28 protein-coding genes are annotated in these 25,232 nt (G+C 71.2%); 14 read left to right on the forward strand and 14 right to left on the reverse strand.

The window, feature by feature from the left end; translation table 11 throughout:
* Positions 1-132: 132 nt before the first annotated feature.
* The gene (locus AB0M80_RS29190) at positions 133-1,020 is read left to right on the forward strand and encodes a TetR/AcrR family transcriptional regulator C-terminal domain-containing protein (protein WP_364571341.1); all 888 of its coding nucleotides are present in this window, start codon (positions 133-135) and stop codon (positions 1,018-1,020) included.
* Between the two features lie 10 nt (positions 1,021-1,030).
* On the forward strand, positions 1,031-1,549 hold the full coding sequence (locus AB0M80_RS29195) for a GNAT family N-acetyltransferase (RefSeq protein ID WP_364571343.1): 519 nt from the start codon (positions 1,031-1,033) through the stop codon (positions 1,547-1,549).
* Positions 1,550-1,557: 8 nt separating this feature from the next.
* Here AB0M80_RS29195 and AB0M80_RS29200 read toward each other — a convergent pair whose 3' ends face one another.
* The 3 genes from AB0M80_RS29200 to AB0M80_RS29210 all read right to left on the reverse strand — a co-directional run bounded on the left by AB0M80_RS29200 (position 1,558) and on the right by AB0M80_RS29210 (position 4,420).
* Positions 1,558-2,991 (reverse strand): FAD-dependent monooxygenase, encoded by a 1,434-nt coding sequence (locus AB0M80_RS29200; RefSeq protein ID WP_364571345.1) that lies wholly within the window; start codon positions 2,989-2,991, stop codon positions 1,558-1,560.
* A 10-nt stretch (positions 2,992-3,001) separates the two neighbouring features.
* Complete coding sequence (locus tag AB0M80_RS29205) at positions 3,002-3,577, reverse strand: PadR family transcriptional regulator (RefSeq protein ID WP_364571347.1); 576 nt, start codon at positions 3,575-3,577, stop codon at positions 3,002-3,004.
* Positions 3,578-3,649: 72 nt separating this feature from the next.
* A complete protein-coding gene (locus AB0M80_RS29210) occupies positions 3,650-4,420 on the reverse strand; it encodes a maleylpyruvate isomerase family mycothiol-dependent enzyme (protein WP_364571349.1) in 771 nt (256 codons plus the stop codon).
* A gap of 103 nt (positions 4,421-4,523) precedes the next feature.
* On the opposite strand from AB0M80_RS29210, the gene AB0M80_RS29215 reads away from it, so the two are divergent.
* Positions 4,524-5,147 (forward strand): hypothetical protein, encoded by a 624-nt coding sequence (locus AB0M80_RS29215; protein ID WP_364571351.1) that lies wholly within the window; start codon positions 4,524-4,526, stop codon positions 5,145-5,147.
* 100 nt (positions 5,148-5,247) lie between these two features.
* Here AB0M80_RS29215 and AB0M80_RS29220 read toward each other — a convergent pair whose 3' ends face one another.
* Positions 5,248-5,616: a hypothetical protein gene (locus AB0M80_RS29220; protein WP_364571353.1), complete on the reverse strand. Its 369-nt coding sequence runs from the start codon at positions 5,614-5,616 to the stop codon at positions 5,248-5,250.
* Positions 5,617-5,666: 50 nt separating this feature from the next.
* Positions 5,667-6,302: a winged helix-turn-helix transcriptional regulator gene (locus tag AB0M80_RS29225; protein ID WP_364571355.1), complete on the reverse strand. Its 636-nt coding sequence runs from the start codon at positions 6,300-6,302 to the stop codon at positions 5,667-5,669.
* An 86-nt stretch (positions 6,303-6,388) separates the two neighbouring features.
* On the opposite strand from AB0M80_RS29225, the gene AB0M80_RS29230 reads away from it, so the two are divergent.
* On the forward strand, positions 6,389-6,757 hold the full coding sequence (locus AB0M80_RS29230) for a VOC family protein (RefSeq protein ID WP_364571357.1): 369 nt from the start codon (positions 6,389-6,391) through the stop codon (positions 6,755-6,757).
* A gap of 71 nt (positions 6,758-6,828) precedes the next feature.
* On the opposite strand, the gene AB0M80_RS29235 is transcribed toward AB0M80_RS29230, so the two are convergent.
* The 3 genes from AB0M80_RS29235 to AB0M80_RS29245 form a co-directional block, all read right to left on the reverse strand.
* Positions 6,829-8,037 (reverse strand): FAD-dependent oxidoreductase, encoded by a 1,209-nt coding sequence (locus AB0M80_RS29235; RefSeq protein ID WP_364571359.1) that lies wholly within the window; start codon positions 8,035-8,037, stop codon positions 6,829-6,831.
* A gap of 148 nt (positions 8,038-8,185) precedes the next feature.
* Positions 8,186-9,289 (reverse strand): C40 family peptidase, encoded by a 1,104-nt coding sequence (locus tag AB0M80_RS29240; protein WP_364571698.1) that lies wholly within the window; start codon positions 9,287-9,289, stop codon positions 8,186-8,188.
* 62 nt (positions 9,290-9,351) lie between these two features.
* Positions 9,352-10,314, reverse strand: coding sequence for a nucleoside hydrolase (locus tag AB0M80_RS29245; RefSeq protein WP_364571361.1), 963 nt, complete (start codon positions 10,312-10,314; stop codon positions 9,352-9,354).
* A gap of 52 nt (positions 10,315-10,366) precedes the next feature.
* Here AB0M80_RS29245 and AB0M80_RS29250 point away from each other — a divergent pair, with 52 nt between their 5' ends.
* Together AB0M80_RS29250 and AB0M80_RS29255 are read left to right on the forward strand one after the other, a co-directional pair.
* Positions 10,367-11,122 (forward strand): acyltransferase, encoded by a 756-nt coding sequence (locus AB0M80_RS29250; protein WP_364571363.1) that lies wholly within the window; start codon positions 10,367-10,369, stop codon positions 11,120-11,122.
* 43 nt (positions 11,123-11,165) lie between these two features.
* Complete coding sequence (locus AB0M80_RS29255) at positions 11,166-11,543, forward strand: DUF6234 family protein (RefSeq protein WP_364571365.1); 378 nt, start codon at positions 11,166-11,168, stop codon at positions 11,541-11,543.
* Between the two features lie 275 nt (positions 11,544-11,818).
* Here the strand turns inward: AB0M80_RS29255 and AB0M80_RS29260 are convergent, their stop codons facing one another.
* Both AB0M80_RS29260 and ilvA read right to left on the reverse strand, forming a co-directional pair.
* Entirely contained in the window at positions 11,819-12,388 is a 570-nt protein-coding gene (locus AB0M80_RS29260) for an NADAR family protein (protein ID WP_364571367.1), read from the reverse strand.
* Positions 12,389-12,408: 20 nt separating this feature from the next.
* Complete coding sequence (ilvA, locus tag AB0M80_RS29265) at positions 12,409-13,665, reverse strand: threonine ammonia-lyase IlvA (protein WP_364571369.1); 1,257 nt, start codon at positions 13,663-13,665, stop codon at positions 12,409-12,411.
* An 88-nt stretch (positions 13,666-13,753) separates the two neighbouring features.
* Here ilvA and AB0M80_RS29270 point away from each other — a divergent pair, with 88 nt between their 5' ends.
* Entirely contained in the window at positions 13,754-14,245 is a 492-nt protein-coding gene (locus AB0M80_RS29270; RefSeq protein ID WP_364571371.1) for a SigE family RNA polymerase sigma factor, read from the forward strand.
* Positions 14,242-15,225 carry a hypothetical protein gene (locus AB0M80_RS29275; RefSeq protein WP_364571373.1) on the forward strand — a complete coding sequence of 328 codons (984 nt, stop codon included), beginning with the start codon at positions 14,242-14,244 and terminating at the stop codon, positions 15,223-15,225. Before AB0M80_RS29270 ends, AB0M80_RS29275 begins: the two co-directional genes overlap by 4 nt.
* On the opposite strand, the gene AB0M80_RS29280 is transcribed toward AB0M80_RS29275, so the two are convergent.
* Entirely contained in the window at positions 15,226-16,650 is a 1,425-nt protein-coding gene (locus AB0M80_RS29280) for a short-chain fatty acyl-CoA regulator family protein (RefSeq protein ID WP_364571375.1), read from the reverse strand.
* A 228-nt stretch (positions 16,651-16,878) separates the two neighbouring features.
* Between AB0M80_RS29280 and aceA the strand changes: the two genes are divergently transcribed.
* Positions 16,879-18,159 (forward strand): isocitrate lyase, encoded by a 1,281-nt coding sequence (gene aceA / locus AB0M80_RS29285; protein WP_364571377.1) that lies wholly within the window; start codon positions 16,879-16,881, stop codon positions 18,157-18,159.
* A gap of 94 nt (positions 18,160-18,253) precedes the next feature.
* Positions 18,254-19,861, forward strand: coding sequence for a malate synthase A (gene aceB, locus AB0M80_RS29290; RefSeq protein ID WP_364571379.1), 1,608 nt, complete (start codon positions 18,254-18,256; stop codon positions 19,859-19,861).
* A 173-nt stretch (positions 19,862-20,034) separates the two neighbouring features.
* Here aceB and AB0M80_RS29295 read toward each other — a convergent pair whose 3' ends face one another.
* Positions 20,035-20,568, reverse strand: a complete 534-nt coding sequence (locus tag AB0M80_RS29295) for a helix-turn-helix domain-containing protein (protein ID WP_364571381.1) — start codon at positions 20,566-20,568, stop codon at positions 20,035-20,037.
* Positions 20,569-20,657: 89 nt separating this feature from the next.
* Between AB0M80_RS29295 and AB0M80_RS29300 the strand changes: the two genes are divergently transcribed.
* The 3 genes from AB0M80_RS29300 (at position 20,658) to AB0M80_RS29310 (ending at position 21,720) form a co-directional block, all read left to right on the forward strand.
* Positions 20,658-21,116: a nuclear transport factor 2 family protein gene (locus tag AB0M80_RS29300; protein WP_360280128.1), complete on the forward strand. Its 459-nt coding sequence runs from the start codon at positions 20,658-20,660 to the stop codon at positions 21,114-21,116.
* Between the two features lie 217 nt (positions 21,117-21,333).
* Positions 21,334-21,462, forward strand: coding sequence for a hypothetical protein (locus tag AB0M80_RS29305; protein WP_364571383.1), 129 nt, complete (start codon positions 21,334-21,336; stop codon positions 21,460-21,462).
* A 129-nt stretch (positions 21,463-21,591) separates the two neighbouring features.
* On the forward strand, positions 21,592-21,720 hold the full coding sequence (locus AB0M80_RS29310; RefSeq protein ID WP_364571384.1) for a hypothetical protein: 129 nt from the start codon (positions 21,592-21,594) through the stop codon (positions 21,718-21,720).
* A 12-nt stretch (positions 21,721-21,732) separates the two neighbouring features.
* Here the strand turns inward: AB0M80_RS29310 and AB0M80_RS29315 are convergent, their stop codons facing one another.
* Positions 21,733-23,010 (reverse strand): glycosyltransferase family 4 protein, encoded by a 1,278-nt coding sequence (locus AB0M80_RS29315; protein ID WP_364571385.1) that lies wholly within the window; start codon positions 23,008-23,010, stop codon positions 21,733-21,735.
* A gap of 125 nt (positions 23,011-23,135) precedes the next feature.
* Between AB0M80_RS29315 and AB0M80_RS29320 the strand changes: the two genes are divergently transcribed.
* Entirely contained in the window at positions 23,136-24,899 is a 1,764-nt protein-coding gene (locus AB0M80_RS29320) for a sugar-binding domain-containing protein (RefSeq protein WP_364571386.1), read from the forward strand.
* 73 nt (positions 24,900-24,972) lie between these two features.
* On the opposite strand, the gene AB0M80_RS29325 is transcribed toward AB0M80_RS29320, so the two are convergent.
* A complete protein-coding gene (locus AB0M80_RS29325) occupies positions 24,973-25,128 on the reverse strand; it encodes a hypothetical protein (protein ID WP_364571387.1) in 156 nt (51 codons plus the stop codon).
* Between the last annotated feature and the right edge of the window lie 104 nt (positions 25,129-25,232).

Below are 25,232 nucleotides of genomic sequence, written 5' to 3' on the forward strand. Positions count from 1 at the left end.
TGTTTGTACGGTGTATCGGCACCGTAGATCGCGGGAGGAACCGGCGACAATCACCGCAGCTGTTATTGGGTGAGTACCCTGAAAGTGTTCTAGTGTCGCGGGTGAACCGTTCTAGTACGGATCGAGGTGTTCGTGGCCGAGGCGCCCTACCTGCGGATCGCGGCGGATCTGCGCCGCCGGATCGCCGCGGGCGAACTGCGGCCCGGTGACCGCGTCCCCTCGACCCGGGTGCTGGTCCGAGAATGGGGAGTCGCGATGGCGACCGCGGCGAAAGCGCTTTCCGTCCTGGTCCAGCAGGGCTGGGTGCGCGCGGTGCCGGGGAGCGGCACGGTCGTCGCCGACCGGACGCCGGCCAAACCGCCGCTGGGCCGCGACGCCCTGGTGCGCGCGGCCATCGCGCTCGCCGACGCCGAAGGCCTCGGCGCGCTGTCGATGCGGCGGCTCGCCGCCGAGGTCGGCGTCGGCCCGATGGCGCTGTACCGGCACGTGCCGGACAAGGACGAGCTGCTCCGGCTGATGGCCGACGCGGTGCTCGGGGAGGCCGAACTCCCGGAACCGGGCCCGGCGGCGTGGCGGCCGCGGCTCGAACTGGCCGCCCGTGCGCAGTGGCGCGCCTACCGGCGTCACCCGTGGCTCGCGCCGATCCTGCTGAACTCGCTGGTCCGGCCGCCGGTGCTGGCGGCCGGCCTGCGGCTGATCGACTGGTCGTTGCGCGCGCTGGCCGGCACCGGCCTGCGGCGGCGGGTCAAGCTGCAGGTGATCATGACGCTCAACGGCTGGGTCGGCGGGCTGGCGGTGAGCAACGCGTTCGAGGTGCAGGCCGAGCAGGACACCGGCATCACGGGCGACCAGCGGCAGGAGGCCGACATGGCGGTGCTCGCGGAGTACCTCGGTTCGGGCCGCTTCCCCGTGTTGACCGAGGTGATGACGGGTGTCGAGGACGTCGGCCTCGACGAGGCGTTCGAGTTCGGTCTGCGGTGTCAGCTCGACGGGATCGCCGTACTGCTGGGCGAACACTAGACTGACCGCGGTGCTGATCACCACGGAAAGGCTCACGCTGCACGCGTGGTCCGAAGACTTCCTCGACGACCTGTTCGCCTTGGCCCAGCTCCCCGAGACGGTCCGTTACGTGGGCACTGGCAAGCCGTGGAGCCGCGAATACACCGTGGGCAAGCATCGCGCGACGCTGGCGCACTGGGCCGAGCACGGCTTCGGCTGGTTCGCGGTGTCGGCCGCACCGGGCTCGTTCGACGGAGTGGTGTCCTTGGTCGCGCGCAACGCGACGGAGTCGGGTCTGGGTTTTCCGGCGGTGGAGATGGGCTGGTGGATCGCCCCCTCCGGCTGGGGCCGGGGCTACGCGACGGAAGCGACGACGGCGGTCCGCGACCGGGTCTTCGAGTCCGGCTGGGCGGACCGCTTGCTGGCGGTGTACGAACCCGTGAACAAGCCGTCGGCGCGGGTGGTGGAGAAGCTCGGGTTCACCCCGCACAGCAAGTTCACGCTGGACGGCCGGGTGGAGCAGCGAGCGGTCCTGGAACGGCCGAGCTGACCTCCGGATCAGGCGGGCGCCGGAACCGGGACATCGCCGATCCACCGGTGCACCGCCTCCGCCAGTCCCGCAGCCCCCGAGCCGGACGTGCCCACCCAGGCGACGTGACCGTCCGGGCGCAGCAGCACCGCCTCGATGTCCGAAGTGGACGGAGAGGCGGCGTGGACCACCTCGACCGCCGATGACCACGCGGCGAACGATCCCGTCAGGTCCACCAGCACCGGCCGCCCGGAGTGCAGCAACGCGGCCAGGTGCGTCTCGGCGCCCGTCACCTGCAGTGGCACATCCGGCGCCAGCCGCCCCAGCCACGAATGCCCGCCGGCTTCGTAACAGGCATCCAGCCCGGTGATGATCTCCGCCAGCGCCTGGGTCCCCGCCGGGTGCGCGGCGACGCGGCGCATCAGGTCGGCCCACGGCTCCGCGCCGGCCTCCTCCAGCGCGACCTGCGCCCGCGTGTTGGCCAGGATCCGTTCCCCCGCCGCGTGCCGCTCGTCGTGGTAGGTGTCCAGGAGACCCTCCGGGGCGGTCCCGCGGACCACGGCGGCGAGCTTCCAGCCCAGGTTGAACGCGTCGTCGAGGGCGACGTTCACCCCGATCGCCCCGGCCGGTGGGTGGATGTGCGCCGCGTCGCCCGCAAGCAGCACCCGGCCTTCGCGATACCGCGAGGCCAGCCGCGCCGCGTCGCCGAAGCGGCTCAGCCAGCGGGGCGCGCGCAGCTCGACGTGCCGGCCGAGCACCGCGTCCACCTGTGCCTGGAGCCGTTCGAGGGTGACGGGGGTGTCCTTGTCCGCAGGCGGGTCGTCCTCCCGGACGACGATCCGGACGTACCCCGGCCGCGGGATGACGAACAAGCTCCGGCCGTCCGGCCCGGCCGAAGGTCCGTACGGCAGGTCGCATTCGACGTCGCCGAGCAGCGCGAACCAGCGCGCGTCGACGCCGGGGAAGCCGATGCCGGCCTGCTTGCGCACGGTGCTGCGCCCGCCGTCGCACCCCACCAGGTACCGCGCCCGGATCGTCTGTCCGTTGTGGATCTGCGCGGTGACGCTGTCCGCGGCCGGGGTGAACGACCGCAGTTCGTGGCCGCGCCGGATTTCGGCGCCGAGTTCGAGGGCCCGGGCTTCGAGGACCTCCTCGACCCGGGTCTGCGGGATGCCCAGCGAGAACGGGTGATCCGTGGCCGTGCCGTCGAGCAGCAGCGGCCCGGGCAGGCCGGTGACCGGCGCGTGCGGCACCCGGTGCCCCTCGGCGATCAGGCCTTCGGCCAGCCCGCGGCGGGCCAGGAGGTCCAGCGAGCGCGAGTTGAGGTTGAAGCCGCGGCAGTACGGCGGGCGTTCCGGGTGGCGTTCGACGATCGTGGTGCGGACGCCGGCCAGCGCGAGCTCCGCGGCGAGCAGCAGGCCGGCCGGGCCGGCCCCGGCGATGAGGACATCGGTTTCGAACACAGTCTTCCCCTCAGAAGGTTTCGGGCCAGGGCAGGGAGCCGGAGCGGATTTCGGCGGCGGTGCGGCGGGCCCAGTCCAGCTCGGCCTGCCAGGCGTGCCGGACGAACTCGACCTCGATCATGAACAGCCGCGGCGCCCCCTTGCCGACGGTGTCCGCCAGCGCGGTGTCCGCGCCTTCGATGCGTTCGGCGAGGTGGCGGGCGCGCTCCTCCAGCGCGTCGGCGGCGCGCTCCGGCCCGAGCGCGCCCAGGTAGCTCACCGCCGCGACGAACTTCGGGTACTCCGTGACCGGCACGCGGACCAGTTCGTCGAGCCAGGCGACGAACTCCTGACGCCCGAGTTCGGTGTGCGCGTAGACGGTCCGCTCCGGCCGGTTGCCCTCCCGCACCGTCTCGACGGGCTCGATCCAGCGGTGCTTCGCCAGGGCCTCCACGGTGTCGTAGAGCGAGCCGGGGTTGATCTTGAAGGTCGTGTCCTTGTAGCGCTCGCGCAGTGTGGACGCCATTTCGTACGGGTGCATCGGGCGTTCCAGCAGCAGGCCGAGCAGGGCCAGCGCGAGGGTGTTGCGGATCTTGCGTGGTGGCACTAGTCGCTCCCTATTAGTCGGAACCGACTATACGACCTCCGTCAAGCCGCGACCTCGGAGTCGTGCGCCCCTCTAGAAACGCGTGTTCTCCCGCCAGTGGTGGAACAGGGCCGCATCGCCGGACACCGTGAGCCGGGGGTCGTCCGCGGTCAGCCGCCCGGTTAGCGCGAGCAACAGATCGGCGGCGCGCCCCTCGACGACGACGTCGGCTTCGGCGGCGTCGTCGCTCACCTCGACGCCCGACGGTAGCCGCCGGACCAGCCAGCCGACCTCCGGCTCGGTGGCGCGGAACAGCAGCGTCTCACCGGTGCCCCGCAGCGAAGACCGGTCCAGCGCCGGGTGCGGTCGGCGTGCGAAGACGGCCGCCAACCACAGGCCTTCGGAGATCCCGTCCGCGGCGAGGTCGGCGTCGACGTCGTACGGCGTGCCCGTCGCGAACGCGGCGTCCGCGCGGTGGACGACCGTTTCGTGGGTCAGCCGCCGCGTCCAGAACCCGGCGCGCCGATCGGGGGTCCAGGTCGACGTCGGGGTCTCGGGGCCGACGTCGGCCACCGCGGCGACGAGCCGCTCCGCGCCGTCGACCAGCCAGCCGCCGAGGGCGTCGAACGCGGGCGGGTCGTCGACCGTGACGGCTTCGAAGGGCACGTATCCCGTGGGCCGGCTCGCGATGATCGCGGCGGACTTGTGGTAGGCAAGGCCGACGTGGCAGGTGAGGTCGCGCACTGTCCACTCGGGACAGGTCGGGACGGGCGCGTCCGGGTCGCCGCTCGCGATCGTCGTCCCGAACCGTCCGGCTTCGGACACGAGGGCGCCGGCCAGCCGGTCGTGGCTCAAAGACTGCACCCTGCCACCGTAGGCCGCGCGACGGCGGCCGTGGGGTCACGATCGGCTGCCCCCGCGGACGACCTTCCGGGACCTGGCGCCCATGATCTCCTAGGGTGGCCCGGTGACTGGGGAGCTGAAGCGCGCTCGCCTGGGGGTTTCCGTCGTGTTCGCGGTGTGCGGCGCCGCGTTCGCGACCTGGCTGGCCAGGGTGCCCGCGGTGCAGGACCGGCTGGGGCTGAGCACGGGACAGCTGGCGACCGGGCTGTTCGGCCTCGCCGCCGGCTCGGTGCTGGCGTTGCTGGGCGCGGGCGCGCTGCTCACCCGGATCGGCAGCCGGGCGGCCGTGGTGCTGGGCGCGGTCGTGCTGTGCGTGGGGCTGCCGCTGGTCGCGTTCGCGTGGTCGGTGCCGGTGTTCTCCGCCGCGCTCGTCGTGCTCGGCGTGGGCAACAGCCTGCTCGACGTCGCGATGAACGCGCACGCCGCTCGCGTCGAGGAAGGCTACGGGCGCCTGATCTTCGCGGGCTTCCACGCCTTCTGGAACATCGGCGGCCTCGCGGGCTCGGGCGTCGATGCGCTGATGGAAGCCCTGCACGTCTCGGTGTCCGTGCACTTCCCGGCGGCCGGCGCGGTGCTGCTCGCGCTGGCGCTGTGGGCGGCCCGTACCCGGTTCCTCACGGGTGCCGCCCCGGCCAGGGCGGCGCGGCGTTCGCGTGGCCGAGCCGGGCGCTGGTGCTGCTGGGCGTGATCGCGTTCTGCGGGTTCGTCGCCGAAGGCGCGGTCAACAGCTGGAGCGCGGTGTACCTCGCCGACGTCACCGGCGCCACGCCCGCACTCGCCTCGCTCGGCTATTTCGCCTTCTCCGGGACGATGATCGCGGTCCGCCTGGTCGCCGACCGCATCGTGGCGCGGACGGGCGCGGTGGGATTCGTCCGCGTGGCGGCCACGGTCGCGGTGCTGGGCTTCGCCGTGGTCCTCGCCGCGCCGTGGCCGGTTGCCGGGGTGCTCGGCTTCGCGGTCGTCGGGCTCGGCGTGGCCGGGATCGTGCCGATCGCGTGGAGCGTGGCGAGCCGGAAGCAGGCGGACGCACCGGGCCGCGCGGTCGCCGCCGTCGCGGCCTGCGGGTACCTGGGGTTCCTGGTCGAGCCGGTGCTGGTCGGGGCGCTCGCCACCCGCGTCGGCCTGCACTGGGCCCTGTCGTCGGCGGTCTTGGTCACCTTCGGGATCCTCTTCCTCGCGCCGTCGCTGCGGGTGCGGGAAGGGGCGATCACGCGCCGAGCCGGCGTTCCCGCAACAGCCGCCGGAAGGCTTTCGGATCACCGCCGACCGTCACGCGGCCGTCCGCGATCGCGGCGTCGAGCTCCGACGGCGTTTCGAGCAGTGCGTTCAGCGTCGGCGGGTCGGTCCGGATGGTGGCGTCCGGCGCGGCGGGCTCACCCGGCTCGACGGTGAGTCGGCCCGGCTCGGTGCGGACCGTCCACACGCGCGCGTCCAGCTCGACGCGGTAGCAGGCGCGGCCGCGGGGGTGGGCTGAACCGCGCAGGTACAGCAGCACGGACGTGGTGCCGAGGTGGGCGGACTTGGTCCTCGGCACGCGGCCGCCCCACGCGCCGAGGGCGAGCACGATCGGCTCCAGCTCGCGCCCCCAGCCGGTCAGCTCGTAGACGGTGGACGCCGCCGGCGGCGGCAGTGGCCGCCGGACGACCACGCCGTGGCCTTCGAGCTCCCGGAGCCGGTCGGTGACGAGGTTCGAGCTCGCACCCGGCAGCGCGCGGCGGACGTCGGAGAACCGCTGCGGCCCGAGGAGCAGTTCACGCACGACGAGCAGCGCCCAGCGTTCCCCGACGACGTCCAGCGCGCGGGCGATCGTGCAGGCGTCCCCGTAGCTGCGGCTCGTCGGCATGGTGTCAATCTACAACTATGAGATTGTTTTTAACAACTAGCACGGAGTACGGTCGTGGGTCTCGGACTTCGACGGAAGGAACGGTCATGGGCCTGCCGGTCGTGCACTTCGAAATCATCGGTACGGACCCGGCACGGTTGCGCGGGTACTACGGCGAGCTGTTCGGCTGGGAGTTCGACACCTCGGGTCCGGTGTCGGACCGGGTGTCGGAACCGGGCAACTACGGGTTCGTGGAAACGGACGGCATCCCGGGCGGCGTCGGCGGCGGCGCGGGCCACGAGAGCCACGTGGTGTTCTACGTGGGCGTCCCGGACGTCGCGGCGGCGCTGGCGGAAGCCGAGCGGCTCGGCGGAACCCGCCGGATGGGCCCGGACTGCGCGCCGGGACGGGACCTGGTCATCGCCCACTTCAGCGACCCGGAGGGGAACCTGATCGGTCTCGCGGGCCCGGCGTGACGCTTGACCGCCACCACGTTGCAGCTCTGAGACTGGCGGTATGACGATCCGGATCTGCGGAACCGGCGCGGTCAGACTGCCCGGTCGGCGGCGACCGGTGCCTCGACGCGATGGGCGCGCAGCAGCTGCCGGCGCTTGGCGGATCCTCCCGGAAGGCGGTGCAGCTTGAACGAACCGGGCTTGTGCGCCTCTCCGGCCAGGTGATTGGGGATGCCCTTGCAGACGAATTCTTTGATCTTGGCGCCCAGGGCGTCGCCGATGTGCAGCCACACCGCGACGTCGGACCGGTTGGCGAACTGGTAGATGCCCGCGCTTCGGCCCAGGCTGATGCACTGGGCGTAGGAGGACTGGCGGAGGTTCTCCGGCTGCTCACCGGCGATGCGGCTGAGCACGGTGTCGGCGGCCCGCGCGCCCAGCGGCGTCGCGTTCAGGCAGCTCATCCGCAGCGGCAGGCCGGACGGTGCCGCCGAGTCCCCGGCCGCGACGATGCGCGCGTCGTCCACGCTCGTCAGCGTCTCGTCCGTGAGCAGGCGGCCCACGGCGTCGGTGCTCAACCCGCTGCGGGCAGCCAGGTCCGGAACGCCGAAGCCGACGGTCCGAACGGTGACCTCACTCGGCAGCTCACGGCCGTCGACGAGTCGCACGGCGTCGCGAGTCACCCCCGTCACCTTCGCGTCGGAGCCGTCGATGACCGTCACACCGAGCTTGGCCAGCTGCTTCGCCGCCGAGCGCCGCCCCCGGGTGTGCAGGTACGGGCCGAGAACGCCGCCGCAGACCAGGGTCACCCGGCGGCCCTGCTCCGCCAGCTCGGCGGCGATCTCGATGCCGGTGGGCCCAGCGCCGACCACCGTCACCGGGGCCGTGGCGGGCGCGGCGTCGAGGACCAGGCGCAGCCGCTGCGCCTCCTCCAACGTGGAGATCGGGTAGGCGAATTCGGCCGCCCCCGGCACGCTCGATTCGGCGCTGCCACTGCCCACGGCGTAGATCAGGTAGTCGTAGCCCAGCGTGCCGTCGGCCGCCAGAGTCACACTCCGCTCGGCCGCGTCGATCCGGGTCACGGTGTCGACCACCAGCCGGACGCCGTCGGCCAGGATGTCCTGGTAGGCGACCACCGCGTCGTCGGACCCGCCCACCAGCTGGTGCAGGCGGACCCGGTGGACGAAGTCCGGGCGCGGGTTGATCAGCGTCACGGTCACGTCGTCGCGCAGCATCAGCCGGTTCGCGGCCATCACGCCCGCGTATCCGCCACCGATCACGACCACACGCGTCTTCCCAGTCATGGTGCCTCCTCCGGTCCAGGGGTTCGGCCTCAAGACACCGCGTCATCGGTCGCTGTAACAGGACGTGAGTCAGCTCACTTCACGAAGAAACCCCGTCCGGCAGGTCGGAGCGCTGCTTGCCGCTTATCGGCGAAAACTGCAGCCACCCTCAAGCCGTCGGGCGGCCCGCTCCCGCGTAGTCGTCGCCGTCCCGGCGGTACGAGTGGACCTGGACCGCCTGACCGGTCTGGGGCGCGTCGATCATCTGCTGGTTGCCGATGTAGAGACCGACGTGGTGGATCTTCGTCGCCGGCTCGCCGTAGAAGATCAGGTCACCCAGCTGCGGGTCGGTCACGTGCGGCACGCTCCGGAACTGCGTGTCGGCGGTGCGCATCAGCTTGATCCCGGCGCTCCCGTACGCCGCCGTCGTCAGGCCCGAGCAGTCGAAGCCCGGGTCGTTGCCGCCGGTGCCGTTGCCGCCCCAGATGTAGGGCAGGCCGATCTTGTCGATGGCGAAGTTCACCGCGCTCAGCACCGCCGGGTTCGGCGCCGCCGAGCCCTGGCCGACTGTGCCGTAGACGTTGACCGTGGCCAGGGTCCGGTGCAGGAGCAGCGGCGCCGGCTGCAACGTGCCGACGGCGTTCCACCACACCTGGCCCTGGGACAGGTCGTGGCCGTCGGCGCACAGGGCGCGGCCCGTGGTCAGGGCCGCGTCGTCGATATTTTGGACATCGGGTTTCCCGCCGGTGGCGCTCGCCTGGTACTTCGCCCAGATCGCCGGGGACAACTGCATCGGTCCGGCGGCGTTGGCCGACGAGACGACCTTGTTGTAGAAGTCGCGCACCTCGATCGTGCCGAGCGGCTTGTCCAGCACGCCGGTGGTGCCGAGCTGCCCGCCCCGCGCCCGGCCGTGGTCGGTGGTCACTTTTCCGACCGCGGCCAGCGTCACCCACGACAGGTGGCACCCGGGGACGTCCTTGCCCAGTTTCGTCGTCGCCTTCGCGTAGCCGACCATCGCGCGCAACGGGACGTCGAGCCACTGGCTGGTCTTGGACGCCCAGGCGTCGAACTCGCTCGCTTCGGGCACCTTCGGCGGCGCCGAGGTCTGCGGCGCCGGGATCTGCGGCGGCGTGGTCGTCGGCGGCTTCGACGGTCTCGTCGACGTCGGCGTGACCGTCGCGGCGGCGTTCGTCGTCTCCTGCTGCTTCGGCGCCAGCAGGATGCCGGCCACCAGGGCACCCGCGACGACGACCACCGCCGCGATCACGACCACGGGCTTCCGGCGGCGGGGTTCGAACGTGTCGGTTTCGGCCGGGACGACCTCGGGCTCCTCGCTCACCGGGCGGCCCCGATGAGCCGGTCGAGGACGAAGCCGCGCAGGCCGTCGAGGTCGGTGTCGAGCGCAACCTCGATCGGGCGGCCGGGTGTGAACTGCGGATCGTCCTCGCCGAGCCGCCGCCGGTCGACCAGGGTCTGGCCGCGCGCCGGGCCGAGGCCGCAGTCGACGTCGACCCGGTAGGTCTCGGTGTGCAGGATCCCCGGCGAAATCGCCTCGGCGACCGCGACGGCGTCGTGCATGACCATCCGGTCCTCGCCGAACACGCGCGTGTAGTGCTGCCGGTAGGTCGAGGTGAGGCCTTCGAGGGTGGCGCCGACCGGCCCCGATGCCGCCAGCTTCGCCAGCCATTCGCCGTCGACGGCGCAGCGGTGGGTGAGGTCCAGCGGCACCAGCACGACCGGGACGTCCTCCTCGACCAGTACCCGGCGGGCCGACTCGGGGTCGCTCCAGATGTTGAACTCGGCGGCGGTCGTGCTGTTGCCGAACGTCACCCCGCCGCCCATGATCACCAGCCGCGCGATCTTCTTCGCCGCGCCGGGGTGCGCCGCGAGCAGTGCGGCGATGTTCGTCAGCGGCCCGATCGGGGCGATGGTCACCGGCTCGTCGGACGCTTCGAGCAGGTCGAGCATCAGCCGGACGGCGTCCCGCTCCTCCAGCGGACGGCTGGCCTCGGGCAGCGTGTAGGAGTGGCCCGAGAGGCCGTCGCCGCCGTGGACCTCTTTCGCGTCACGCGGCTTGGAGTACACCAGCGGCCGCGCCGCCCCGGCAGCCACCGGCACGTCGGTGCGGCCGAACAGCTCCAGCAGCCGGCGCGCGTTCGACGTCGTGCGCTCCAGCGGGACGTTGCCGAAAACCGACGTCACACCCAGCAGGTCGACGTCCGGGGACAGCGCCGCCAGCGCGATCGCCAGCGCGTCGTCGACGCCCGGGTCGGTGTCGATGATCAGCTTCGTGCCCATCCAGCTCCCCTTGCCTGCGAACCCGTCCCGTACACAGGTTACGGTCACGGGCATGACGTCGATGTGGGGTGCGCCCGCACTGTCGCGGGTGCGAGCCTGGCGCCGCGCCCGCCGCGACCCGCGGCAGGCGAAGTTCCTGACCGCCGACTCGCTGCGCTGGGTCCTGCGCAACCGCGCGTACACGCCCTGGTACCTGGTCCGGTACTACCGGCTGCTCAAGTTCCGGCTCGCCAACCCGCACATCATCCTGCGGGGGATGCTCTTCCTCGGGAAGGACGTCGAGATCCACTGCCGCCCGGGGTACGGACGGCTGGAGATCGGCCGCTGGGTCCACATCGGCGACGGCAACGCCATCCGCTGCCACGAGGGCTCGCTGCGGATCGGCGACAAGTCCGTGTTCGGCCGCCAGAACGTGATCAACTGCTACCTCGACATCGAGCTCGGCGCGGCCACATTGGTCGCCGACTGGGTGTACATCTGTGACTTCGACCACGTCATTTCGGACATCCACGTCCCGATCAAGGACCAGGGCATCGTGAAGTCCCCGGTGCGGATCGGCCCGGACACCTGGCTCGGCACCAAGGTCAGCGTCCTCAAGGGCACCCGCATCGGCCGCGGGTGCGTGCTCGGCGCGCACGCGGTGGTCCGTGGTGACATTCCGGACTACTCGATCGCGGTCGGTGCGCCGGCGCGGGTGGTCCGTAACCGCGAAGACGACTACGCGGCCGACGCCGCGCGCCGCGAGGCGGTCGCCGACATGGCCCGCAAGGCGAACAAGGCCCTGCAGAAGACCCTCGGCGAGCAGTAGGACTACTCAGGTTCCGTGGTCTTTTTCCGGACAGACTGATCCGATGGGGGAGATCCGGACCGCGTGGGCCTCCGTGGTGCTGGCGTTGTGCCTCGTCGGGCTGCTGCTCGTCGTCCCGTTCCTGGTGCTGCTGGGCTTCCTGGCGAGCATTCCGGTGTTCGGTGAAGCCGGCGACGGCGCCGACGGCTACCTGACCTGGGCGTCCTGGCTCGGCGCCGGGCTGCCGCTGGTGGGCGTGGTCGTTTCGGCGACCACGCGGCGCCGCGGGTGGACGTGGTTCTTCGGGATCTGCCTCGCGCTGGCCGCGGTCGTCGCGGCGTTGAACTGGGCGGACGACCTCCGCCACCGTCCGCCGCCTCCGCCGGGACCGCGCCACTGCGTCGAGCGCAGCGGCGGCGGCAACGAGTGTCCGGGCGGCTGAGCTGCCTCGGCTCCGCCTTCGGGGGAGCCGCTGCCGTGGTCGTTCGAAAACGGGACAAGCCCGTTGCAGCTGGCCGGCCACGCCTACGAGCCGGTCACGCCGATCGGCGGGGCGATCGCGATGCAACAGCGGATCGGCGCGCGCTCATGACCATCGAGGACGACGCCCACGGGTCGCTGTCGTCGCTGCCCTGCGCCGAGGCCGTGGTCACTTTCTTCGACACGGGCAAGACGACGCCGGTGTCGTGCGCGGGGCGCCGATCCCGGCGCCGTGAGTCAGACGCGGGCCCGCAGCTGCTCGCGGACCTCCATCAGCGCGAAACCGAGCAGGTTCAACCCGCGCCAGTAGTCCGGCTTGGTCGCGTTCTTCTCCTCGCGGGCGAGGCCGCTGCCCCAAACGAGGTCCTTCTTCGACGCCTCGACGAGCACCGCGTCCCCGGTGCCGAGCAGGAACCGGCGCAGGTCGCGGTGGGCGCGGAACTTGGCCAGGTTGCCGTCGACGACGATGTCGAACCGGTGCCGCTCCCAGGTGGCGGCGTCGAACCCGGCGACCTCGCGGCCGAGCACCTTCGCCGTCTTCGGGTCGGGTGTCGTCCGGATCAGCTCGGCCTTCTCGTGGTCGCCGAACAGCTCGGCCTTGCCGGCCATCATGTAGTGCTCGGCGGTCGGGTAGCGCAGGCCGTCGGCCTCGAACGGGTCGACCCACCACTGGCTCAGGCAGCTCGCCGTCACCCGCCCGGACTTCGAGGGCGTGTGCCCGTAGAACAGCAGGTACTCGGGCTCCGCACCCTCGTGGACCTTTTCGCGCAACGCCTCGACACTGCGGACACCGTCGACCTTCACCATCCGCCTAGTGGACCACGGGCTCAGAGCAGGAAGTGGAACAGGGGGCTGCCCGGCTCGATCCGCTCCACCTGCAGCGGGCTCGCGTCCATCCTGGCCAGCAGTCCGGGCAGGTCGGCTGACCGGGCGATCTCGATGCCGACCAGCGCCGGGCCCATCTCGCGGTTGGTGCGTTTGACGTACTCGAACCGCGTGATGTCGTCTTCGGGGCCGAGCACCTGCTCCAGGAACCGCCGCAGCGCGCCCGGCTCCTGCGGGAACCCGACGAGGAAGTAGTGCTTCAGCCCTTCGTGCATCAGCGAGCGTTCGAGGATCTCGCTGTAGCGGCTGACGTCGTTGTTGCCACCGGAGACCAGGCAGACGACGGTCTGGCCCGGCTCGACGTCGACGACCGTGCCGAGCGACGCCGCGGCGAGCGCGCCCGCGGGTTCGGCGATGATGCCGTCGGACTGGTACATCGCGAGCATCTCGGTGCACACCGCGCCCTCGGCGACCGCGGTCAGCTCGGCGCCGCTCTCGCGGATCAGCGGGTAGGTGACCGCACCGGCTTCGCGCACGGCGGCGCCGTCGACGAACGAATCGAGCGCCGGCAGCCGCACCGGGTGCCCGGCCTCGAGGGCCGCGGCCATGCAGGCCGCGCCCGCGGGTTCGACGCCGACGATCCGGACTCCCGGGTGCCGCTCGCGCAGCCAGCTGCCGACACCGGCGAGCAGCCCGCCGCCGCCGACCGGCACCACCACGACGTCGGGCACGAAACCGAGCTGCTCGATCACCTCCAGCGCGACCGTGCCCTGGCCGGCGACGGTGCGGACGTCGTCGAACGCCGGCACCAGGGTCGCGCCCGTGCGCTGGGCGTCCTCGTTGGCCGAGGCGAAGGCGTCTTCGTACGTTTCGCCGACAACGACGACCTCGATGTGCGCGCCGCCGAGCGTCGCGATGCGTTCGCGCTTCTGCCGCGGCGTGGTGCCGGGGACGTAGACGCGGCCGTTGGCGCCGAGCCGCCGGCACGCGTACGCGACGCCCTGGGCGTGGTTGCCGGCGCTGGCGCAGACGACACCTCGCGCGCGTACGTCGTCGTCGAGCTGGACGATGAAGTTGTAGGCGCCGCGGATCTTGTACGACCGGACGGTCTGCAGGTCCTCGCGCTTCACCCAGACCTGCGCGTCCACCCGGGACGACAGCCGGGCGCTCGGCTCCAGCGGCGTCCGGGTCACCACCCCGGCCAGCCGCTCGGCGGCCTTTTCGATCGTCGCCGCGGTCACCGTGTCGATGTCGTGCACCCCGATGAATCTACGACTCGCGCGTCCCGGGCAACCGTTCGGGCCTCCGGGCACATCAAAGGGGTGTCGAACGAGATGGGGGGCGCCGATGGACGCCGGATTCACCGAGTACGTGACCGCGCGGGCGGCTTGGCTGCGCAAGGTCGCGTACCTGCTCTGCGGTGACTGGCACCGGGCCGACGACCTGGTCCAGTCGTCGATCACCCGGCTCTACGTGCATTGGCCGCGGGCCTCCCGCGCCGACAACCTGGACGGCTACGTGCGACGCACGCTGGTCAACACGTTCCTGGCCGAACAGCGGACGTCGTGGTGGCGCCGGGTGGATTTGCGCCAAAACGACCAGGACCCGCCCGCGCCGGGCGCGGACGTCGAACTGGCACTGGACCTGCGGGCCGCGCTGGAACGGCTGCCGGCCAGGCAGCGCGCGACCGTCGTCCTGCGCTACTTCTGCGACCTGCCGGTCGCGGAGACCGCGCGGGCGCTGGGCTGTTCCGAAGGCACCGTCAAGAGCCAGACCGCGAAGGCCGTGGACGCGCTCCGCGAGCTGCTGCGCGAACCCATCCAGGAGGGACGAGCATGACCGACCACGAACTGGTCACCCGGTTGAGGGAACTGGCCGACACGCCCGCCCCGCCGCCGCGGATCGACGTCGACCGCGCGCGCCGGATCGGGGGACGCCGTCGTCGCGTGCGGACCACCGCGCTGGTCGTGGGCTGCGCCGCGGTCGTGACGGCCGGGGGGCTGACGGCGGTGTCGGCGTTCCGGACCACGCCTCCGATCGCGCCGGCGGCTGTCCTGCCCCAACCGCCGCCCGTCGCACCGGCGCCCACCGACAACCCGCTGGTGACGAAGGCGAGCTTCGGCTGGCTGCCGGCGCCCATTAAGGGCATCGAGTACGGCGTCGGCGGCCACGGCGACTACGCACTGGCCATCGGCCGCGGTGACCTGGCGCCGATGATCTGGCTCGCGGTGTACGACCAGGAACCCCCGCTGGACCGCAGGCACGACATGGGCGGCCGGGCGGTGCGCGTCCCGGCTCGGGTCGGCGACCGCGACGGCTACTGGATCACGACCGATGCCCGGGATCCGCTGAACCAGGGCAACAGCTACCTGCGCTGGCCGACCGCGGACGGCCGCTGGGCCGAGCTGAACGCGTACTACCTCGCCGTTCCCGACCTGCAGCAGGTCCTGCTGCGCGTCGCCGGGGAGGTGACGTTCGCGAACCGCGCGGTGCCGTTGCCGCTGCACATCACCGGTCTGCCGGACACGTTCCGCGTCGCCGACATCGGCCTGTGGCGCCGTCCTGACCAAGACGGCGTCCCGTGGCGGGCGGTGCTTCAGTACTCGTCGAACGGCGCACTGGCGACGATCACGGTCTCCCTGCCGGGTGGCCCGGCGGACGGCCTCGGCGACCCGAAGTGCACGACGAAGAACGGGCTGCAGGCGTGCGTCGCGATCGACCAGCCCAAGGCCGCGGGCATCACCTCGCAGGAACTCCTGAGCAGGATCACGGTGCTCGGCCCGGACGAGACGAAGTGGACCACGCACGTGATCGGCTGATCAGCCCTTGGGCACCGCCGGGTAGGGGACGAAGGTGCTGGTGTTCTCGTCCACGGTGAGCTGCTTGCCGATCGTCGGGAACGCGCGCTGCGAGCACGCCGGGCGTTCGCAGACTTTGCACCCCATGCCGATGGGGGTCGCCGCGGCGGGTTCGTCGAGGTCGAGGCCGGTCGAGTAGACCAGCCGCCCGGCGTGGCGCAGTTCGCAGCCGAGGCCCACGGTGAACGTCTTGCCGGGGCTGCCGTAGCCGCCGATGTTGCGCGACACCGTGCGCGCGATCCAGAAGTAGCTCTTGCCGTCGGGCAGGGTGGCGATCTGGGTGAGGATCTTGCCCGGCTGGGTGAACGCTTCGTAGATGTTCCACAGGGGACAGGCCCCGCCGACGCGGGAGAAGTGGAACCCGGCCGCGGACTGCCGCTTCGACATGTTCCCGGCCCGGTCCACCCGCACGAAGGAGAACGGCACCCCGCGCTGCTTGGGCCGCTGCAGCGTGGACAGCCGGTGGCAGACCGTCTCGAAGCCGACGCCGTAGTGGTCGCACAGCCGCTCGATGTCGTAGCGGAACCGCTCGGCCGCGGCGAGGAACGGTCCGTAGGGGAGGATCAGCGCCCCGGCGAAGTAGTTCGCCAGGCCGACGCGGGCCAGCGACCGGGCGGCCGGACCGGAGAACGCCCACGAGTCGGCCAGTTCGGTGATGAGGTCGTCGTACTCGAGCAGCGCGATCTGCGAGGCCATCCGGAACGCCTGCTGTCCGACCCGCAGGCTGGGCGCCAGCCGCAGCACCCGCGTCATCGGCTCGTAGCGGTGCTGCTGACCGGCGGCTTCGTCGATGCCCTCGCTGGTCACCTCGACGCCGTAGCGCTGGGAAAGACGTTCCTTCAGCGCGCCGAGGACCTGCCCGCGCTGCAGCGGGATGTCCGCGGCCATCTTCTCGGCGCGTTCGTCCAGTTCGGCGACGTAGTTCTCGCGCTCGTAGAAGAAGTCCCGGACCTCCTCGTGCGGCAGCGACGCGGCGGCGCTGCCGTGCAGGCCCAGGCCGTTTTCCGTGGTCAGCACGGCGGTGTTCTCGACGGCGTTGCGGTAGCTGCGGTGCAGCTTGACCAGCGCCTGGGCGATCGCCGGCAGGTTCGTGGCCAGCTCGTTGAGCTCGCCGGTGGTGACGTCGATGCCGAGGGCCTCGTCGAGCAGCGCTTCCTTGACGTCGGCGACCAGCCGGGACGTGTCGTTGTTGGCGAAGAACTCGGTGTCGACGCCGAACGCCTGCGTGATCCGGAGCAGCACCGGCACGGTCAGCGGACGCGAGTTGTGCTCGATCTGGTTGAGGTAGCTGGGTGAGATCTCCAGCACACGGGCGAGGTCGGCCTGGCTCATCGAGCGGCTTTCGCGGAGGTGCCGCAACCGCGCGCCGGCGAAAGTCTTCTCCATTCTTGCCCTCCTTCCCGGAAGGTTTCCGGTCCTGACCGGTCACGTGACCGGTCAAGAACGCGGATTTTCGCGCACTTGCGAATCAGCCGATTCGCAACCTTTGCAAAGAGCGTACGTACCCTTCGCACAAATTGGCAAATTGGCCCACTGGACCTCGTTTCCGCTGGCATGTCAGGGTCAGGCCAAGCAAGGCGAGCAATCGCAAACTTCGCAACACCGGGAGATCCGATGACGGAACAGGCCAAGCAGGCGGCCGCGGAGCTGGCCGCGCAGTGGGCGAGCGACCCCCGCTGGGCGGGCGTGCAGCGCTCCTACTCGGCCGAAGACGTGATCAAGCTGCGCGGCAGCGTCGTCGAAGAGCACACCCTGGCCCGCCGCGGCGCGGAGAAGCTGTGGGACCTGCTGCACACCGAGGACTACATCCACGCGCTCGGCGCGCTCACCGGCAACCAGGCCGTCCAGCAGGTCCGGGCGGGCCTGCAGGCGATCTACCTGTCCGGCTGGCAGGTCGCGGCCGACGCCAACCTGGCCGGCCAGACCTACCCCGACCAGAGCCTCTACCCGGCCAACTCGGTGCCGGCCGTGGTCCGCCGCATCAACAACGCGCTGGGCCGTGCCGACCAGATCAGCTGGGCCGAGGGCAACACCGACATCGACTGGTACGCCCCGATCGTCGCCGACGCCGAGGCGGGCTTCGGTGGCCCGCTCAACGCGTTCGAGCTGATGAAGGGCATGATCGCGGCCGGCGCCGCCGGCGTGCACTGGGAAGATCAGCTCGCTTCGGAGAAGAAGTGCGGTCACCTGGGCGGCAAGGTGCTGATCCCGACCAAGCAGCACGAGCGCACGCTGAACGCCGCCCGCCTCGCCGCGGACGTGCTGAACGTGCCGTCGCTGATCGTCGCCCGCACCGACGCCCAGGCCGCGACGCTGCTGACCAGCGACGTCGATGAGCGTGACCAGCAGTTCCTCACCGGCGGCCGCACCGCCGAGGGCTTCTACGAGGTCCGCAACGGCATCGAGCCGTGCATCGAGCGCGGCCTGGCCTACGCCCAGTACGCCGACCTGCTCTGGATGGAGACCTCGGAGCCGGACCTCGAGGTGGCGCGCAAGTACGCCGAGGCGATCAAGGCGAAGTTCCCGGACCAGATGCTGGCCTACAACTGCTCGCCGTCGTTCAACTGGAAGAAGCACCTGGACGACGCGACGATCGCGAAGTTCCAGCGCGAGCTCGGCCACATGGGCTACAAGTTCCAGTTCATCACGCTGGCCGGCTTCCACGCCCTGAACTACTCGATGTTCGACCTGGCGCACGGCTACGCCCGCGAAGGCATGACCGCCTACGTCGACCTGCAGGAGCGCGAGTTCGCTTCGGAGAGCCGCGGCTACACCGCGACCAAGCACCAGCGCGAGGTCGGCACCGGCTACTTCGACCAGGTCGCCACCGCACTGAACCCGGAGAGCTCGACCACGGCGCTCAAGGGCTCCACCGAAGAAGCCCAGTTCCACTGATCCCGGCCGCGGCCTGACGGCGCACCCCCCTCCGCCGTCAGGCCGCGTCCCTCCCCTTCTTCCCTTCCCCGCCCACAGCTCGCGGAGGCACCCCATGGTTGATCGGCTGAACTACCGCATCGAGGTCACCGGGCCCGTCGAGGGCCGGTTCGCGGAGATCCTGACCCCGGCGGCACTCGACTTCCTGGCCAAGCTGGACAACACGTTCGCCGGACGCCGGCGCGAGCTGCTCGACGCCCGCCGCGTGCGGCGCGAGGAACTGCAGTCCGGGGAGAAGCCGCTCGGCTTCCTGCCCGAGACCCGATCGATCCGCGACGACGAGTCGTGGCACGTCGCCCCGACCGCGCCCGGCCTGGAGGACCGCCGCGTCGAGATCACCGGCCCGACCGACCGCAAGATGACGGTCAACGCGCTCAACTCCGGCGCCAAGGTCTGGCTGGCGGACTTCGAGGACGCGACGTCGCCGACGTGGCACAACGTCATCGACGGCCAGGTCAACCTCTACGACGCGATCCGCCGCAACATCGACTTCACCACCGAGGCCGGCAAGCAGTACACCATCGGCGAAGAGCCCGCGACGATCGTCGCGCGTCCCCGCGGCTGGCACCTGGTGGAAAAGCACATCCGCATCGACGGCCGTCCGGTGTCGGCGAGCCTGGTCGACTTCGGCCTGTACTTCTTCCACAACGCGCGCCAGCTGGTCGCCCGCGGCGTCGGCCCGTACTTCTACCTGCCGAAGCTGGAGAACCACCTCGAAGCGCGGCTGTGGAACGACGTCTTCCTGCTGGCGCAGCGCGAACTCGGCATCCCGCGCGGCACCATCCGCGCCACCGTGCTGATCGAGACGATCACCGCCGCGTTCGAGATGGACGAAATCCTGTACGAGCTGCGCGAGCACGCGGCGGGGTTGAACGCCGGTCGCTGGGACTACATCTTCAGCCTCATCAAGAACTTCGCAGCGCACGGCGCCGACTTCGTGCTGCCGGACCGCGCGCAGGTGACGATGACCGTGCCGTTCATGCGGGCCTACACCGAGCTGCTCGTGCGCACCTGCCACCGGCGCCGCGCGCACGCCATCGGCGGCATGGCCGCGTTCATCCCGAGCAAGGACCCGGACATCAACGCGACCGCGATCGAGAAGGTCCGCGCCGACAAGGAACGCGAGGCCGGCGACGGCTTCGACGGCTCGTGGGTCGCGCACCCCGGCCTGGTCCCGGTCTGCCGCGAGGTCTTCGACGGCGTGCTCGGCGGCTGGCCCAACCAGCTCGGCAAGCTGCGCGAAGACGTCGACGTCACCGCCGAAGACCTGCTCGACGTGGCCAGCGCCGGCGGCGAGGTCACCGAGGCGGGCGTGCGCGCGAACATCAACGTCGCGCTGCGCTACGTCGACGCGTGGCTGCGCGGCACCGGCGCCGCGGCGATCCACAACCTGATGGAGGACGCGGCCACCGCCGAGATCGCGCGTTGCCAGGTGTGGCAGTGGATCCGCAACGGCACGAAGCTCGAGGACGGCACGGCGCTGACCCGCGAACTGGCGGTCGAGTACCTCAACGACGAACTCGCGTCGGTGCGCGCCGAGCTCGGTGCGGGCCACCGCCTCGGCGACGCGTACGAGATCTTCACCGAAACCGCGCTGGGCGAGAAGCTGCCGAGCTTCCTCACCACGGGTGCCTACGCGCGGTACCTCACGGACGCCCGGTAGCAGGGCCCCGGCTTCCCCTACCTGACGAGGGGAAGCCGGATCCACACTGGTTGGGATGGTGTGGTCCGGACCGGTCCGGTGACGGCGGCTCCCCGTCACCGGACCGGTTCTTTATTCGTCGGAACAGGAATCCGTGGCCGTTGGCCGGTTACTGGGCTACGCAGACTTGTCACTCACACGAGTGCTTTCAGCAGAACCTTCGCGGCTTCGCGGGCCGTGTCCGCCTCACACGGGTCACCGGTGATCGCGGCGAGCACCGTCGCGCCCTCCACGAGCGAGAACAGCTGGTCGGCGACGCGCGGATCGGGCACGAGGCCGTGTAGGTAGGCGCGGACCTCGTCCTTGTGCTTGCGGATCGCCGCGGCGATACCCGGCGCGGGCTCGCCGAACTCGCCGAAGGAGTTGATGAAGGCGCAGCCGCGGAAGCCCGGCTCGGTGAACCAGTTCTTCAGCCAGGCGAACACGGCCAGGGGGTCGTCGCCGCGGGCGTGGACGAAATCGCGCAACGATCCGCGCCAGCGTTCGTCCCGGCGAAGCAGGTACGCCTCGACCAGGTCGTTCTTCGCCGGAAAGCACTGGTAGAGCCGCTTGAGCGAGACGCCGGAGCGTTCGCGGACGGCGTCCATCCCGACCGCTTGCACGCCGTGGGCGTAGAAGAGGTCTTCGGCGGCCTCCAGCAGCCGGTCGGTCGCCTCCACGGAATCCATGTCACCTGCCCCTGGCGCTGAGAATGAACGTTCTCTAGTCTAGCGGGAGTAGCGGAGAACGCACGTTCTCCACGTCGGAAGGAGCAGTCATGACCCCGCGTCCACCGTTCCCGCCGTTCGACGAAGACACCGCCCGCCAGAAGGTCCAGGCCGCCGAAGACGCGTGGAACACCCGCGACCCGGAGCGGGTTTCGCTGGCGTACACGGAGGATTCGGTGTGGCGCAACCGCGACCGGCACGTCGTCGGACGGGCGCGGATCGTCGAGTTCCTCACCGAGAAGTGGGCGCGCGAACTGGACTACGCGTTGCGCAAGGAACTGTGGGGCTTTCGCGGCAACCGCATCGGCGTCCGGTTCCAGTACGAGTCCCGGACCGCCGAAGGGCAGTGGTTCCGCAGCTACGGCAACGAGCTGTGGGAGTTCAGCGACGAAGGCCTGATGCGTCGTCGCGAAGCGAGCATCAACGACGTCCCGATCGCCGAAGCCGACCGCCGCATTTTCGGCCCGCGGCCACAGTCGGAGCACGGCGTCCTGCTGCCGATCTTCTAGGCAGGACCTTCACCTGGCCGGCCAGGGGTTGCGCCACGGCACCCGACTGTGACGGTCCGCCCTGAGCGGAAGGCGGCCCGGCCGGCGGCCGCAGTGGTCAGGCTCAGGACATGACGACATCTGCGTTCGGCGGCGAAGTGAGCGAGTGCTACCAGCGGTTTCGCCGCGGCTATCCGTTCGCGACGCTGACCGTCGAGGAATTGGCGTTTTTTCGGCAATGAGTCCAGAGCAGCTGCCCGGCCCGGACGCGAGACCGGCGTTCACCGAGCGCGTCCGGGAGGTGGTCGCCCCGCACGGCCCGCTGCGGGAACGTGTCCGGGTCCGGCTGCTGACCGGAACCCGTTGAACCGGACGAACCGATCACGGAAGGCGAATACGTATCGCCCCCTGCTGTTCCGCTTATTGTTTCCCCGCGAGCCGGCGCGGATGCTCGCTGCGAGGCGCCGATCGCGCCGCCGGTCCCCGAGGAGTCCCCATGACCAGCAGGTTGAAAGCTGCCGTCGCCACCCTCTTCGTCGTGTTTTCGCTCGCGTTCGCCGTCGACGAGGTCACGGCCACGCCCGCCGCACCGCGGCCGGACTGTTTCCGGCCCTGCCGGTTCTGAACGGGCGGCTACCTACAGTTCCGGGATCTCGGCCGGGACCGGTTCGAAGGCGTTGCCGGTGGCGATCTTGGGCCGCGGCAGCTCGACCGGCTCGCCGGGTTTCGCCCGCCGGTAGACCTCGGCGGTCGCTTCGGCGATACGGCCCCAGTCGAAGTCCGCGGCCAGCCGGGCCTGCGCGGCCCGCGCGCGCTCGGCCGCGGCTTCCGCGTCGGAGAGCACCGTCGTCACCGCGTCGGCCAGCGCGGCGACGTCCCCGGGGTTGAACGCCAGGCCCGTCTCGCCGTGCACCACGACTTCGCCGAGCCCGCCGGCCGTCGACGCGACCAGCGGCGCCTTCGCCGCCGCGGCCTCCAGGGCGACGATGCCGAACGGCTCGTACCGGCTGGGCAGCACCACGGCGTCGGCCGCGGCCAGCGCCGCGCGCAGGTCGCGGTCGGACAGGTGCCCGACGAAGTCGACCGCGCGCCGCACCCGCAGCTTCCGTGACTGCTCGACGAGCTCGTCGAAGTGTCGTCCTTTTCCGGCAACGACCACGCGCGTGCCCGGGTGGCGGCGCCGGATGCGGGGGAGCGCGGCCAGCAGGTCCTGCACGCCCTTCTCCCACTCCAGTCGTCCGAAATAGAGCAACAGCGGCGCACCGGCCGGGCTGTAGACCTCGCGGGCGCGGGCGATCTCGTCCGCGGGCACCTGCCAGCCGCGTTCCTCGATGCCGTTGTGGATCACCGTGACGTCGGCCGCCTCCACCTCGAAGAGGTGCGCGACCTCGCGGCGCATCGCCTGCGAGCAGGTGATCAGCCCGTCGGCGCGGTTCGCCAGCCACCACTCGACCGAGTGAATCTGCTGGTTCAACGGGTGCGACAGCCAGCCGGAATGCCGCCCCGCCTCGGTCGCGTGGATCGTGCCGACCAGCGGCACCCGCGCCGCCTCGGTGATCGCGATGGCCGGATGGGCGACGAGCCAGTCGTGCGCGTGGACGACGTCGGGCTGCCAGGTGCGCAGGAGGTCCTGCGCGGCGCGGATCATGGCGTGCCCCATGGCCAGCGTCCAGGCGACGAGGTCGCGTTCGAACGTCACGTGCATCGGGTCCTCGGCGACCCGGATGACCCGCACGCCCTCGACGACGCGGTCGGTGCGCGGGTGCGTCCCGGCGTCGGTGCCCGCGGCGTGCCGGCACAGCACCACGACCTCGTGGCCCTGGCGGGCGAGGTGGCAAGCGAGCGCGTGGACGTGCCGGGCCAGGCCCCCGATGGCCACGGGCGGGTACTCCCAGGACAGCATCAGCACACGCATGGGCAGAGGTTACTCGCGAGTCGGAAGGGCTCGGCGCCGCCCGTGCCAGCCGACCGGCCAGTGCGGTCGCCGAATGTGGTTCGACTCACTGTCGAGCCCGGCGATCTCTGTCACCATCGGCCGGGATGACTTCACCTGAAGACACCGGCTGGCGTCGGCTCGACCCGCCCCTGGCCACCCCGTGGACCGGCGAGGCCGGTCCGGACCACGCCCTGCCGGAGTACCCGCGGCCCCAGCTGACCCGCCCTCGCTGGCTCAACCTCAACGGCGTCTGGGAGTACGCGGGCCGGCCGTTGTCGCCGGACGAACCACGGCCGTCCGGCTACGCCGAGCGCATCCTGGTCCCGTTCCCGCCCGAGTCGGCGTTGTCCGGAATCGGACGCCGCGACGAGGTCCTCTGGTACCGCCGCCTGGTCGAGATCCCGGACGACTGGCGCGGGCAGCGTGTCCTCCTGCACTTCGGCGCGGTCGACCAGACGGCGAAGGTGTGGGTCAACAACCAGCTCGTCGCGACGCACGAAGGCGGTTACACGGCGTTCAGCGCCGACATCACCGACGTCCTGCGCGCCTCGGGACCGCAGGAGCTGACCGTCCGGGCCGAAGACCGCACCGACATCGAGCCCTTCCCGGTCGGCAAGCAGCGCAACGCCCCCGGCGGGATCTGCTACACGGCGTCGTCGGGAATCTGGCAAACGGTGTGGCTGGAGCCAGTCCCCGAGACCCGTGTCGAGCGCCTGGAACTGACCCCGGACTTGACCGGGGTGACGGTGTTCCCGCAGGCCATCGGCGGCGCCGAGGTCGTGGTCGTGATTTCGGCCAATGACGGCGAGGTGGCGCGGGCGTCGGGCCCGGCCGGGACGTCGGTGCGCGTGGACGTTCCCGACCCGCACCTTTGGACCCCCGACGACCCGCACCTCTACCCGCTGCACGTCCGGCTGCTCGACCGGCATGGCGCGATTTTGGACGAAGTCGGCAGCTACACCGGCCTCCGGACGATCGGCCTGCTCCCCGACTCGCAAGGACGTCCGCGCATCGCGCTCAACGACCGGATCACCTTCCTGCACGGCCCGCTCGACCAGGGCTACTGGCCGGACGGCATCTCGACGGCGCCCACTGACGACGCCCTCCGGTTCGACCTCGAGAAGACGAAGGAGCTGGGTTTCAACTTCGTCCGCAAGCACGTCAAGGTGGAGCCGGCCCGCTGGTACTTCTGGGCCGACACGCTGGGCCTGGTCGTCTGGCAGGACATGCCGTCGCTGACCGTGTCGTTCGACGGCCCGCCCGGGGTCGCGCCGGATCCGGTCCGGCGGGCGCGGGAACGGTTCGAGGCGGAACTGACCGAAATGGTGACCCAGCTGCGCGCGGTCCCGTCGATCGTCGGCTGGGTCCCGTTCAACGAGGGCTGGGGCGAGTTCGACACGGCCCGTGTCGCGGAACTGGTCAAGACCCTCGACCCGACGCGGCTGGTGATCCCGAACAGCGGCGTCAACTGCTGCTTCTCCCGCCCGGACAGCGGCGCGGGCGACGTCTACGACGATCACACGTACGTGGGGCCCGGCGATCCGTCGGTCCGCGACGGCCGCGCGATCGTCGACGGCGAGTACGGCGGCCTTGGTCTGGTTGTGGACGACCACCGCTGGCCCGGCCCGCCGAACGCGTACGAAATGACCCCGACGCCGGAGCGGCTCACCGAGCGCTACGCCGAGGTGAGCGCCGCTCTCGAGCGGGTGGTCGCGGAACGCGGCTTGTCCGGGGCCGTCTACACCCAGACGACGGATGTCGAGAACGAGGTCAACGGCCTGCTCACGTACGACCGTCAAGTGGTCAAAGTGGACCCGTTGGTGGTGGCGAAGTGCGTGCGAGCAGTGATCGCGGCGGGCTCGTCGTGATTCCGACCACGGCCGGTTGACGTCGGGCGCCAGCCGGTCGCGGCGGGTGCGCGCCGGCCGCGGTGCGGTGTGGTCAGCATTCGGCAACTGCTCTGACCAGGCCGTCGCGGCCGTGGTCGAGCGCGGGCAGCAACACGCCGCGCAGCGCGGCCGAGTCCGTAACCTCGCCGGCCTCCACCCGCACCGGCCCCGGCGCCGCCGCGCGGACCGTTCGCCGGATTTCGGTCACGAGCCAAGCCCGGCTCCCGGCCGGCCCGCCCAGCACCACCAGGTCGGGTCGACGATCGTGCAGATCGCGGTCGCGGCCCGGCCGAGCGTCGCGCCCGAAGACTA

The sequence above is a fragment of the Amycolatopsis sp. NPDC051045 genome, from assembly GCF_040682955.1.
Lineage (GTDB): Bacteria > Actinomycetota > Actinomycetes > Mycobacteriales > Pseudonocardiaceae > Amycolatopsis.

Excerpts from the sequence above, each read along its gene's own strand:
- AB0M80_RS29225 (WP_364571355.1), bottom strand. The coding sequence starts at position 6,302 with ATGCCGACGAGCCGCAGCTACGGGGACGCCTGCACGATCGCCCGCGCG.
- AB0M80_RS29230 (WP_364571357.1), top strand. The coding sequence starts at position 6,389 with ATGGGCCTGCCGGTCGTGCACTTCGAAATCATCGGTACGGACCCGGCA.
- AB0M80_RS29235 (WP_364571359.1), bottom strand. The coding sequence starts at position 8,037 with ATGACTGGGAAGACGCGTGTGGTCGTGATCGGTGGCGGATACGCGGGC.
- AB0M80_RS29245 (WP_364571361.1), bottom strand. The coding sequence starts at position 10,314 with ATGGGCACGAAGCTGATCATCGACACCGACCCGGGCGTCGACGACGCG.
- AB0M80_RS29250 (WP_364571363.1), top strand. The coding sequence starts at position 10,367 with ATGACGTCGATGTGGGGTGCGCCCGCACTGTCGCGGGTGCGAGCCTGG.
- AB0M80_RS29255 (WP_364571365.1), top strand. The coding sequence starts at position 11,166 with ATGGGGGAGATCCGGACCGCGTGGGCCTCCGTGGTGCTGGCGTTGTGC.
- AB0M80_RS29260 (WP_364571367.1), bottom strand. The coding sequence starts at position 12,388 with ATGGTGAAGGTCGACGGTGTCCGCAGTGTCGAGGCGTTGCGCGAAAAG.
- AB0M80_RS29270 (WP_364571371.1), top strand. The coding sequence starts at position 13,754 with ATGGACGCCGGATTCACCGAGTACGTGACCGCGCGGGCGGCTTGGCTG.
- AB0M80_RS29275 (WP_364571373.1), top strand. The coding sequence starts at position 14,242 with ATGACCGACCACGAACTGGTCACCCGGTTGAGGGAACTGGCCGACACG.
- AB0M80_RS29280 (WP_364571375.1), bottom strand. The coding sequence starts at position 16,650 with ATGGAGAAGACTTTCGCCGGCGCGCGGTTGCGGCACCTCCGCGAAAGC.
- aceA (WP_364571377.1), top strand. The coding sequence starts at position 16,879 with ATGACGGAACAGGCCAAGCAGGCGGCCGCGGAGCTGGCCGCGCAGTGG.
- aceB (WP_364571379.1), top strand. The coding sequence starts at position 18,254 with ATGGTTGATCGGCTGAACTACCGCATCGAGGTCACCGGGCCCGTCGAG.
- AB0M80_RS29295 (WP_364571381.1), bottom strand. The coding sequence starts at position 20,568 with ATGGATTCCGTGGAGGCGACCGACCGGCTGCTGGAGGCCGCCGAAGAC.
- AB0M80_RS29300 (WP_360280128.1), top strand. The coding sequence starts at position 20,658 with ATGACCCCGCGTCCACCGTTCCCGCCGTTCGACGAAGACACCGCCCGC.
- AB0M80_RS29305 (WP_364571383.1), top strand. The coding sequence starts at position 21,334 with ATGAGTCCAGAGCAGCTGCCCGGCCCGGACGCGAGACCGGCGTTCACC.
- AB0M80_RS29310 (WP_364571384.1), top strand. The coding sequence starts at position 21,592 with ATGACCAGCAGGTTGAAAGCTGCCGTCGCCACCCTCTTCGTCGTGTTT.
- AB0M80_RS29315 (WP_364571385.1), bottom strand. The coding sequence starts at position 23,010 with ATGCGTGTGCTGATGCTGTCCTGGGAGTACCCGCCCGTGGCCATCGGG.
- AB0M80_RS29320 (WP_364571386.1), top strand. The coding sequence starts at position 23,136 with ATGACTTCACCTGAAGACACCGGCTGGCGTCGGCTCGACCCGCCCCTG.